Raw genomic sequence first — 10,031 nt, 5'->3', positions numbered from 1 at the left:
CCAGGGCGCGCAGCAGCGTGGATTTCCCGGCGCCATTGGGGCCGACGATGGCGGTCCAGCGGCCGGCGGGCAGGGCCAGGCTCAGGCCGCCCAGGACTTGTCGATCGCCCAGGCGAACCTTCAGGGCGCGCGCTTGCAGGGCGGGGGCCGTCATGCGCCCTCCCCGCCGCGCAGGGCGTGGCGGCGGTGCATGAGCCACAGCAGGTAGCTGCCGCCCAGCAAGGCCGTGAGCGCACCCACGGGCAGCTCCTGCGGGGCGATGAGCCAGCGCGCCAGCAGGTCGGCGGCCAGCAGCAGCACGGCGCCCATGCCCGCGCTGAGCACCAGCAGCCAGCGGTGCATGGACCGCACCATGGAGCGCACCAGATGCGGCGCAGCCAGGCCGACGAAGGCGATGAGCCCGGTCTGCGCCACGGCCGTGCCCGTGGCCAGGGCCAGCAGCAAGATGAGCACCATGCGCAGCGGCGCCAACGGCAGGCCCAGGCTGTGGGCCGTGGCCTCGCCCAGGGACAGGCCGTCGAGCACGCGGCCCAGGCACCAGGCGACCAGGGCGGTGGCCAGCAGCACGGCCAGCATCAGCGCGCAGGCGCCCCAGCCGATGAAGGAGGTGCTGCCCAGCATGAAGGCCTGCATGGCCTGCATGATGTCCGGGTTCATCAACAGCACCAGGGACGCGGCCGCGCCCAGCACCACCCCCACCACCACCCCGGCCAGCAGCAGGCGCATGGTGTTGTGCACGCCCTGGGCCAGCACCAGGGTCAGCAGCACGGCCAGGGCCGCGCCCGCAAAGGCCGCGCCCGTGACACCCAGGCGCGCAAGGCCCGCCAGCGCGAAGGGCGAGGCGCCCAGCGCCGCCATGCTCAACGCAACGCCCAGCGAGGCGCCCGAGGCGCTGCCCAGCAGATAGGGATCGGCCAGCGGATTGCGGAACACGCCCTGGGCGATGGCCCCGGCCAGCCCCAGCAGGCCGCCCGCCAGCCATGCGCCCGCCGTGCGGGGCAGGCGGATCTCGGTGACGATCTGCCAGGACAGCGGATCGCTGCGCGCCGCCCACACGCTTTCCCAGCCCGTGCTGCCCACGCCCGCCCCCAGCAGCATGAGCAGGGCACTCACGACCAGCAGGGCCAGTGCCATCCAGGGCGCAGCCAGGCCGCTGTGGTGCCTGCGGGCCGGCCTCACGGTGCGGCCCCGTTCAGGCAGCGCGCCATCAGCGCAGCGCCCTCGGCCATGCGCGGGCCGGCGCGCACCAGCACGTCCAGCTCGGCCGGCACAAAGCGGCAGACGCGCCCGGCCTGCATGGCACGCATGCGGCCCCAGCCCGGATAGGGCTCGCCCGATGTGCCCAGGCTGCGGTCGCCGCCCAGGATGAAGTCCGGATCGGCGCGCACCACGAATTCAGGGTTGATGCGCGGGAACGGCCCCAGCTGCGCACCCACGATGTTGCGCATGCCCAGGCGCGCCAGGGTCTCGCCGATGAACGAAGACTCGCCTGCGGCAAAGGGGCCGCGGTTGACCTCGAAATACACGGTCTGCCCGCGCAGCGCGGGGGCCATGCTGCGCTCCACCTCCTGCATGCGCGCCTCGATGGCGGACCAGACACGGTCGGCCCCCTGCCCGGGCGGCAGATCCAGCAACTGGCCCACGGTGCGCAGCACAGCTTGCGCATCGGCATGGGTGCGCGGCTCCAGCGCCACCACCTTGAGGCCCAATGCCTGCAGCCGCGCCACCGAGCGCGAGGCCATGGACACCAGCACCAGATCGGGCTTGAGCGCGACGATGGCCTCGATGTTGGGATCCATGCCGCCGCCCACCACGGGCAGGGTCTTCACATGGGCCGGCCAGTTTGAATAGCGGTCCACGCCGACCAGGCGCTGGCAGCCGCCCAGCTCGCACACGGTCTCGGTCAGCGAGGGCAGCAGGCTGACGATGCGCTGCGGCGGCCGTGGCAGCTCCACCGGAACGCCCCGCCCGTCCGTGACCCGGATGGCAGCCTGCGCCGCAGACAGCGCCAGTGCCAACGCCAGGCCCCACAGGGCGGGACGCCATGGCCTCACGGCTGCGGGCCCTTGAGCGCCAGCGGCAGGCCGGCGCACATCAGCGTGACGGTTTCGCAGCTTTGCGCCGCACGCTGGTTGAGCACACCCAGCGCATCCACAAAGGCCCTCACCTGCGATCCCAGCGGGATCACGCCCAGGCCGATCTCGTTGCCGACCAGGATCACCGGGCCGGGCGCAGCTTGCAAGGCGGCAAGAAAGGCCGTGCATTGGCCCTCCCATCCGCGCGCCAGTTCCTCGGAAGGCTGGGCCGGCATCATCCAGTTGGTCAGCCACAGCGTCAGGCAGTCCACGACCAGCAGGCGCTGCGGCGTGCTGTGCCGTGCAAGCATGGCGGCCAGGTCCAGCGGCTCCTCAAGCGTGGCCATGCCGGGCACGCGCTCGGCGCGGTCGCGCCGGTGGCGGGCGATGCGCTCGCGCATTTCGTCGTCCCAGGGCTGGCCGGTGGCGATCAGCGCGGCCTCGCGGTCCAGGGCGCCATCGAGCCAGGCGCGGGCCAGCAATTCGGCACGGCGCGACTTGCCGCTTTTCTGGCCGCCCAGAATGAGTTGGCTGCGCGCAAGCGAACAGGTGGAGATCTGGTCGGTCATGACGCCTGGCCTGCGGGAATGTCAGCGCCCAGCAGCGCCGCCACGGCGCGTGGCTGCGAGGCAAACCAGGCATGGAAATAGCTGGCGTGCACGCTGCCCTGGCGGTACAGCGCCTCGCCCCGGTCGGGCTGGGGGGCCTGGCCGGGGCGGCTGCTGCGCCCGGCCTCGGCCATGGACGTGTCCAGCCGGCTGTAGTGGAAGGTATGGCCGCGCAACAGGCCCCAGGGCGTGGGCAGTTGCTGCATGCCCAGGCCGGCCAGGCGCGGCTGCATGCGCGCATGGCCGGGCAACAGGCCCCAGAGGTCCGTGGTCCGGCCCGCAGTGTCGGTCAGTCGTTCGCACAGCGCCAGCATACCGCCGCACTCGGCCCAGACCGGCCGGCCCGCTGCCACGTGGGCGGCAATGTCACCGCGCAGCGCGGCATGGGCGGCCAGCGCGTCCAGGTGCAGTTCGGGATAGCCGCCGGGCAGCCACAGCGCATCGCACTGCGGCAGGCGCTCTGCGGCCAGGGGAGAGAAGAAGGCAATCCGCGCACCCATGGAACGCAGGCAGTCGAGGTTGGCCTGGTAGATGAAGCTGAAGGCCGCATCACGCGCCACCGCCACGGTGCGGCCCGCCAGCCAGGGCTGCACGGCTTCGGCAGGTTCCGGGCACGGTTCAAAGTCCACGGACCAGTCCTGCCAGCTGGCGCCCTGCCCGGCTTCGGCCTGCCAGGGCAACTGGCCCAGCGGCGTGGCCAGCAGCGCATCGGCGGCCACGTCCAGGCGCTGCAGGGCATCGTCCAGCTCATGCGCGGCAACCAGGCCCAGGTGCCGCTCGGGCAGCAGCGAGGTGGCGCCTGCACCCTGCACCCGCGCCAGCGCGCCCAGCCACAGCGAAGGCTCGCGCAGGCCGGCACGCAGCAGGTCCGCATGGTGGGCGCTGCCCACGCGGTTGGCCAGCAGGCCGGCCCAGCGCAGCCCGGGCCGGTAGTGCTGCAGGCCATGGGCCAGCGCGCCAAAGGTGCCGGCCATGCCCGAGGCGTCGATCACGGCCAGCACCGGCAGGCCCAGCCGCTCGGCCACATCGGCCGCGCAGGGCGTGCCGTCGAACAGGCCCATGACGCCTTCCACCAGGATGAGGTCGGCCTCGCAGGCGGCGGCGTGCAGGCGCGCACGCATGTCGGCCTCGCCCGTCATCCACAGATCGACGCTGTGCACGGGCGCGCCGCTGGCCAGCTTGTGCCAGTGCGGGTCCAGGAAGTCAGGGCCGCACTTGAACACGCGCACGCGGCGCCCCTGGCGCGCATGCAGCCGCGCCAGCGCAGCCGTCAGCGTGGTCTTGCCCTGGCCCGAGGCCGTGGAAGTGATCAGCAGCGCCGGGCAGCGTGCCCCGCCCCGGCCAAGGTCAATATTCATGTGTATTTGTTTGCTCCGTGCGACGCTGCCTTGAACCGGCCGCTCCGCCAACGCGGCGCATTGTAGTGCGCACCCCCGCCGTATCCGCACCGTGCCCGCGCCGCGCCCGCAACCAATGCTTACGCATTACACCCCGCCGAAGCAGACGCGTCCTACACATGGCGCTACGATTTTGTGAGACAGTCTGCCGCCTGCGCTCGAATACCTGAGCACGGCGCTGACGTCAAGCCTTCTACGCCCCCCTGCTATCAGGTTTCCTCGGATACTTCCACGGAATGCGCTCACTTCGTTCGCACGTCCTACAATCTCAGCGTCTATGACCTCCCAGACTTCCCTCGACCACATTGCAGAGCGCGTGGAGCGCCTGCTGGTTCGCCACGAGGAACTGCAACGCACGAATGCGCTACTCGCCGAGCAGGTGGCGGCCCTGACCCAGGAGCGTGATTCGCTGCGCTCGCGGCTCAACGCCGCCCGGGCCCGCGTCGATGCCCTGATCGAGCGCCTGCCCTCCAACCAGGGGGCTTGACCCCATTCGCAACCGCCGACGCCCCGAACGCCCATGAAGCAGATCGAAGTGCAAATCCTGCAGCAAAGCTATGTGCTGACCTGCCCCGATGGCCAGGAAGAGCGTCTGCTCGAGGCCGTGCGCCGTGTGGACACGGCCATGACCCGTATCCGCGACAGCGGCAAGGTCCGCTCGCGCGAGCGCGTGGCCGTGCTGTCCGCGCTGAACATGGCCTTCGACGTGCTGGACCGCGAAGCGCAGGAAAGCGCCATGGCCACGGCCCAGGCCGAAATGCAGTCCCTGCATGACGAGGTCACTTCGCAGCATGCCGCCCAGTCCCTGCCGCCCGAGCCCAGCCCCGAGGAACTGGCCGAGCGCCAGCGCCAGCAGGCCCTTGCCGAGCAACTGGTGCTGCGCCTGGACCAGGCCCTGGAAAGCGATGCACGGCTGCTCTGAGCCGCCGCACTCCCGTCCATCCAACGGCCTCTTCGGAGGCCGTTTTTCATGGCATCGGCCATGTCAATGGAAAGCCCATGCCGTTCAAAGAACTTGATTGCGGGCCTGCCCAATCGCCGTAGAATGGAGGCGTCTGCAAACCCGCCGGGCTTTATAGTTCCTTGGACCAATGCTCTATGAGCCCGGGCTTGGTACATTGCCATTCGAGCGTGATCGTCTCGCGTTAGATGAACCCAACGTCTGGCTGCCCTTGCCCCCCTGAACCCCGGTTCAGGATGACGGCCCGGTGGTCTTTGCAGACACCTGATTCCAACCCGGCGCACCTCCACGGTGCGCCGGGTTTTTTGTTGCCCTCCCCTCCCCGCCCCTCCACTACCGATCTTCTGCCGCATGCCTGACCTGCTGTTTCTCGAACTGGCCCTGCTGGGCCTGTGCTCCGGTTTCCTGGCCGGCCTGCTGGGAGTGGGCGGCGGCATGGTGCTCGTGCCGTTTCTGACCTACTTTCTCGACAAGCGCGGGGTCGGCCCGGATCTGTCCGTGAAGATGGCGATCGCCACGGCCATGGCCACCATCGTGTTCACCTCGATCTCCAGCCTGCGCGCCCACCATGGTCGCGGCGCCGTGCGCTGGGACATCGTGCGCAGCCTGGCGCCGGGCATCATCACGGGCGGCCTGCTTGCCAGCCTGGGCGTTTTCGCGCTGCTGCGCGGCAAGTACCTGGCACTGTTCTTTGGCGTGTTCATCGGCTACATGGCGCTGCGCATGCTGCGCAGCAACAGCCAGCCCACGGCCACGCGCGCCCTGCCCGGCCCGCTGGGGCTGTACGGCGCGGGTACGGGCCTGGGCTTCATCTCGGGGCTGGTGGGTGCGGGCGGGGCCTTCATCAGCGTGCCCTTCATGATGCGCTGCTCGGTGCCCATGCACATGGCCGTGGGCACCAGCGCGGCGCTGGGGTTTCCGATTGCCGTGGTGAATGCGGCGGGCCTGATCTTCACCGGCGCGGGCGACGCGGGGCGCCCCGAATACTCGCTGGGCTACCTGTGGCTGCCGGCCCTGCTGGCCCTGGCCTGCTGCAGCGTGCTGACGGCACCGCTGGGGGCACGGGCCGCGCACCGGCTGCCCGTGGGCCAGCTCAAGCGCATCTTTGCCACGCTGCTGTTCGGCCTGGCGGCCTACATGCTCTGGAAGGGCTTGAGCGCAGGCAGCTGAGCGCTCGCGGCCTGGGCCATTCTCTGCCGGTAGGCGATGGCGCCAATGCCGGCGCGCTGCGCCTGCAGGCATTCGCCGAACTGCTCGCGCGGCAGGCCAGGCGCGCACAGAAAGCCCTGGAAGTAGTGGCCCTGCATGCGGTGGATGGCCGTCAGCTGCTCGTGCGTTTCCACGCCCTCGGCCACGATCTCCACGCCCAGCGCCAGACCCAGGCTGATGATGGCGCCGACGATGGCCTGGTCGCCCTCGTCGCTGGGCAGGCCGCGCACGAAGCTCTGGTCGATCTTGATCTTGGAGATGGGCAGCTTCTTCAGGTAGGCCAGGTTGGAGTAGCCGGTGCCGAAGTCGTCAATCACCATGCCCACACCCAGATCGGCAATCTGGCACACGCGCAGCGCCATGTCCTGGGCGTCCTGCAGCAAGATGCTTTCCGTCAGCTCCAGCTCCAGCAGCTGGGGTGTCAGGCCGTAGCTGCGCAGCAGCTCGGTCACCCGCTCGACAAAGCCTGACTGGCGGAACTCCAGCGCCGACACGTTGACCGAGACCTTGATGGGCATGCCCTGCTGCTGCCAGCGTGCAGCCTCCTGCACGGCCTGCTCCATGACCCAGGCGCCCAGCGTGACGATGTAGCCCGACTCCTCGGCCAGCGGGATGAAGACACCCGGCGAGACCACGCCGAATTCGGGATCGGTCCAGCGCAGCAGCGCCTCGGCGGCGACGATGCGGTCGCTGTCTATGTGCACCTGGGGCTGGAAGTAGACCGCCATGCGGCCATGCTCCAGCGCCTGGCGCATGGCGTGCTCCAGCTTCATGCGCGACAGCAGGCCGGCGCTCATCTGCGGCTGGTAGAAGCTGAAATGGCCCCGGCCCCGCTCCTTGACGCGGTACATGGCAGTGTCGGCCTGGCGGATCAGCTCATCCAGCGTGAGGCCATCGGCCGGGTACTGGGCCACGCCGATGCTGCACTGCACGGAGAAACCCAGGCCGTCGAGCAGGAAGGGGCGCTCCATCTCCTGCAGGATGCGCCTGGCCACCGAAGCGGCCAGCTCGGCGTTGCAGCCCTGCAGATAGAGCACGAACTCGTCGCCACCCAGGCGGCACAGGATGTCCACGGGCCGCATGCAGTCGCTCAGGCGCTGCGCGACCAGCTTGAGCACGCGGTCGCCGAACTGGTGGCCCAGCGAGTCGTTGATGATCTTGAAGCGGTCCAGGTCGATGAACAGGATGCTGAACACCGTGCCGCCTGCGCGCGCGGCCTCGATGGCCGCATCCACGCGCTCCGTGAGGTTCAGGCGGTTGGGCAGGCCGGTGAGCGCGTCGCTGTAGGCCAGTTGTTCAATGCGCTGCTGGGCCACGCGCTGCTGCGTGAGGTCGCGCATGAAGCCGATGCTCTGCACCACGTCGCCCTGCGCGTTGCGCAGCGGCACCCAGGACAGGCGCACGGCGCAGCGCGCGCCGCCGGCCTGGCGCAGCCACAGGTCACCCTCCCAGAAGCCGCCCTGGTGCCACTGGATGCGGGCCAGGTCGCCCAGGGTCTCGGCCTGGCCTTCGGCGGCCTCGAACAGCGACTCCACCGTGCGCCCCTGCACGGGCATGCCGCCCAGCAGGCGTTCGCAGGCCGGGTTGGTGCGGGCCACATCCATGTAGCCGTCGGCGATGAAGATGCCGTCCAGGCTGGACTCGAAGACGCGCGCGGCCAGCTCCAGGCCCGCCTGGGTCTGGGCCTCGGCCGTGATGTCGCGAAAGGAAAAGATCCGCCCCATGGGCAGGCCCCGGCGCAGCTGGGGCACGGCGCGGCGCTCCAGGATGCGTCCGTCGCGCAGGTCCAGCACGTCGGTCGCCTCCATCAACGGCTGGGCCGACAGCAGCTTCAACTGGCGCGCATAGGATTCGGCATCGCGCACCTGGCTGGCCAGGTGGTCGAGGATGGCCACGTCGTTGCGGCGCACCAGCAGCGCCTCGGGAATGCCCCAGAGCGTGGCAAAGCGGTGGTTGAAGGCGCGGATGCGGCCATCGGGATCGCAGACCAGGATGGCGTCGGCCGCGGACTCCAGCGTGGCGCGCAGCTCGCCCAGCAGGCTCTCGAACTCGGCCTCGTGCAAGGCCTGCTCGCGCCGGTCCAGCATGCTGACCAGCAGCACCTCGCCGTCGAGCGCGCGCACGCGCATCTCCACGGGCGCCAGCTGGCCATCGGCGCGGCGCACCTCGGCAATGAACTGGGCTCCAGCCTGCCAGTTGAAGGGATCGCTCCAGAAAGCCTGCTGCTGCGGCGTGGCGGCCAGCACCTGCACGGGCAGGCCCGGGGCCGCATCGGCCTCATAGCCGGTGACGGATTCGCTGGCGGCGTTGGCGCGCAGCACCTTCAGGGTGCGCGCATCGATCAGCCACAGGGCCTCCTGCAGTGCATCCAGCAGGCGGGGCCAGGCGCGGTTGAGCGCTTGCTTGTTCAAGACGCCACCTTCGGTGGATCCAACTCCACCGCCCGTTCAAAGTAATAGCAGACACGCCGGCGCGGCGACAGGTAGTCCAGCGCATCGCGCGGCAGCTGCGCGGGCGCCACTCCCCGGCGTATGCCCAGCTCGGGAAACAGCTCCAGCGCCAGCACGGGCGCCTGCGCGGCCGGCACGCCGGCATCGTGCACCATCACCGAGGGCTTGAGCGGGCGTGATGCATTCACGGACATGACCATGGCATGGCGCCCGTCGGTCAGCTCCACCACCGAGCCCGGGGGGAACACACCCATCATGCGGATGAAGCCATTGAGCACGGGCGCGGCGAACTTGTCGCGCAGCCGGCTGAACAGCATGGACAGGGCCTCGTGCGGCGTATGCGGCGTCTGTGCATCGCCGGGATTGCACAGGCGGTCGTAGCTGTTGACCAGGGCCAGGATCTGGCCCGTGAGCTCCATGTCTTCGGCCACCAGGCTCAGCGGGAACCCCGTGCCGTCGGCCCATTCATGGTGCTGGGCGATGGCCGTGGTGACCTGGGCCGACAGGCCCATGCGCATGGCAATGGCCACGGATTCGCCCACATGGCGCTCGTAGCGCTCGCGCAGGGCGTCGGGCACGGAAGGCTCCAGGGCCAGGCCGTGCATGCCTTCGACACCGGCCACGGGCTTGCCCGCGTCGTGCAGCAGCGCCGCCAGGCCCAGGTCGCGCAGCAGCGATTCCTGCAGGCCCAGGGCCCGGCCCAGCAGCAGGCTGAGCACGGTCACGTTGACGGCATGCACGCTCTGGCTGCTGCCCACGCCATCGGACAGCAGGTGAATGGCCACGTCCTGCGGGCCCGCCAGTTCGGCCAGGCAGCCATCGACCAGGGCCTCGGTGGGCATGCGCGCCTGCTCGGGCGCGCTGGCAATGGTGGTCTCTATGGCCACATAGCCGCGCTCCACCTTCTGAAAACGCGCATTGCAGTCCTCCAGCCGGCCGCGCCAGTCGGGCACGGACAGCAGCAGCGGTGCTGGCGCAGGTTCGGTGGGTGCAGGCTCGGGGGCCACCACGACGGGCGGCAGCTCCTGCGGCGGCGGGGTGCGCACCTCGGCGGGCCAGGTGTCGCTTTTGTGCGGGACACAGCGCACCGCCTCCAGGCCCAGGGATTTCAGGGTCTGGATCTGTGCGCTGGAGGTGATCTTGAAGCTGCTGACCGGAAAGGGATGGTTCAGCCACCCAACATCGAGCTGGACAAACATGCCCGGACGGAGGTCTCGGATATCGATGAGGACGGAATGGTTCACGCGCGGCAACGGCCCCGAGGCTGAAGGAATCGGCAATATGTAAGCCGATGATTCGGGCATTATCTCCAGTTCTGAGGGCCTCGCAGC

10 protein-coding genes are annotated in these 10,031 nt (G+C 69.9%); 3 read left to right on the top strand and 7 right to left on the bottom strand.

Annotation, left to right across the window (positions count from 1 at the left end):
* The 5 genes from JHD82_RS23735 to JHD82_RS23715 form a co-directional block, all read right to left on the bottom strand.
* A partial coding sequence (locus JHD82_RS23735) for an ATP-binding cassette domain-containing protein (RefSeq protein WP_199139117.1) occupies positions 1-154 on the bottom strand: 154 nt, incomplete at its 3' end.
* Entirely contained in the window at positions 151-1,134 is a 984-nt protein-coding gene (locus JHD82_RS23730; protein WP_199139119.1) for an iron ABC transporter permease, read from the bottom strand. The genes JHD82_RS23730 and JHD82_RS23735, both read right to left, overlap by 4 nt.
* Positions 1,135-1,175: 41 nt before the next feature.
* Positions 1,176-2,054 carry an ABC transporter substrate-binding protein gene (locus JHD82_RS23725; protein ID WP_199139108.1) on the bottom strand — a complete coding sequence of 293 codons (879 nt, stop codon included), beginning with the start codon at positions 2,052-2,054 and terminating at the stop codon, positions 1,176-1,178.
* Positions 2,051-2,644, bottom strand: a complete 594-nt coding sequence (locus JHD82_RS23720) for a bifunctional adenosylcobinamide kinase/adenosylcobinamide-phosphate guanylyltransferase (RefSeq protein ID WP_012204639.1) — start codon at positions 2,642-2,644, stop codon at positions 2,051-2,053. Before JHD82_RS23720 ends, JHD82_RS23725 begins: the two co-directional genes overlap by 4 nt.
* The gene (locus tag JHD82_RS23715; RefSeq protein ID WP_199139106.1) at positions 2,641-4,041 is read right to left on the bottom strand and encodes a cobyrinate a,c-diamide synthase; all 1,401 of its coding nucleotides are present in this window, start codon (positions 4,039-4,041) and stop codon (positions 2,641-2,643) included. Before JHD82_RS23715 ends, JHD82_RS23720 begins: the two co-directional genes overlap by 4 nt.
* A gap of 316 nt (positions 4,042-4,357) precedes the next feature.
* On the opposite strand from JHD82_RS23715, the gene JHD82_RS23710 reads away from it, so the two are divergent.
* From JHD82_RS23710 to JHD82_RS23700, 3 genes are all read left to right on the top strand, one after another.
* Positions 4,358-4,567: a hypothetical protein gene (locus JHD82_RS23710; protein ID WP_012204637.1), complete on the top strand. Its 210-nt coding sequence runs from the start codon at positions 4,358-4,360 to the stop codon at positions 4,565-4,567.
* Between the two features lie 33 nt (positions 4,568-4,600).
* Complete coding sequence (locus tag JHD82_RS23705; protein WP_012204636.1) at positions 4,601-5,002, top strand: cell division protein ZapA; 402 nt, start codon at positions 4,601-4,603, stop codon at positions 5,000-5,002.
* 390 nt (positions 5,003-5,392) lie between these two features.
* Positions 5,393-6,211 (top strand): sulfite exporter TauE/SafE family protein, encoded by an 819-nt coding sequence (locus tag JHD82_RS23700; RefSeq protein WP_012204635.1) that lies wholly within the window; start codon positions 5,393-5,395, stop codon positions 6,209-6,211.
* Here JHD82_RS23700 and JHD82_RS23695 read toward each other — a convergent pair.
* Positions 6,175-8,661, bottom strand: coding sequence for a bifunctional diguanylate cyclase/phosphodiesterase (locus JHD82_RS23695; protein ID WP_199139104.1), 2,487 nt, complete (start codon positions 8,659-8,661; stop codon positions 6,175-6,177). The genes JHD82_RS23700 and JHD82_RS23695 overlap by 37 nt on opposite strands.
* Positions 8,658-10,004 carry an HD-GYP domain-containing protein gene (locus tag JHD82_RS23690; protein WP_199139102.1) on the bottom strand — a complete coding sequence of 449 codons (1,347 nt, stop codon included), beginning with the start codon at positions 10,002-10,004 and terminating at the stop codon, positions 8,658-8,660. Before JHD82_RS23690 ends, JHD82_RS23695 begins: the two co-directional genes overlap by 4 nt.
* Positions 10,005-10,031: the final 27 nt, after the last annotated feature.

Origin of the sequence: Delftia sp. ASV31, assembly GCF_016428765.1 — a bacterium.
Classification (GTDB): domain Bacteria; phylum Pseudomonadota; class Gammaproteobacteria; order Burkholderiales; family Burkholderiaceae_C; genus Comamonas; species Comamonas acidovorans.
The sequence above is the reverse complement of the archived record's forward strand: the minus strand, read 5'-3'. Positions and strand labels throughout refer to the sequence as shown.

Bases quoted from the DNA above. Each gene is read 5' to 3' on its own strand.
- JHD82_RS23720 (WP_012204639.1), bottom strand. From the start codon at position 2,644: ATGACCGACCAGATCTCCACCTGTTCGCTTGCGCGCAGCCAACTCATT.
- JHD82_RS23710 (WP_012204637.1), top strand. From the start codon at position 4,358: ATGACCTCCCAGACTTCCCTCGACCACATTGCAGAGCGCGTGGAGCGC.
- JHD82_RS23690 (WP_199139102.1), bottom strand. From the start codon at position 10,004: ATGCCCGAATCATCGGCTTACATATTGCCGATTCCTTCAGCCTCGGGG.
- JHD82_RS23700 (WP_012204635.1), top strand. From the start codon at position 5,393: ATGCCTGACCTGCTGTTTCTCGAACTGGCCCTGCTGGGCCTGTGCTCC.
- JHD82_RS23730 (WP_199139119.1), bottom strand. From the start codon at position 1,134: ATGGCACTGGCCCTGCTGGTCGTGAGTGCCCTGCTCATGCTGCTGGGG.
- JHD82_RS23705 (WP_012204636.1), top strand. From the start codon at position 4,601: ATGAAGCAGATCGAAGTGCAAATCCTGCAGCAAAGCTATGTGCTGACC.
- JHD82_RS23715 (WP_199139106.1), bottom strand. From the start codon at position 4,041: ATGAATATTGACCTTGGCCGGGGCGGGGCACGCTGCCCGGCGCTGCTG.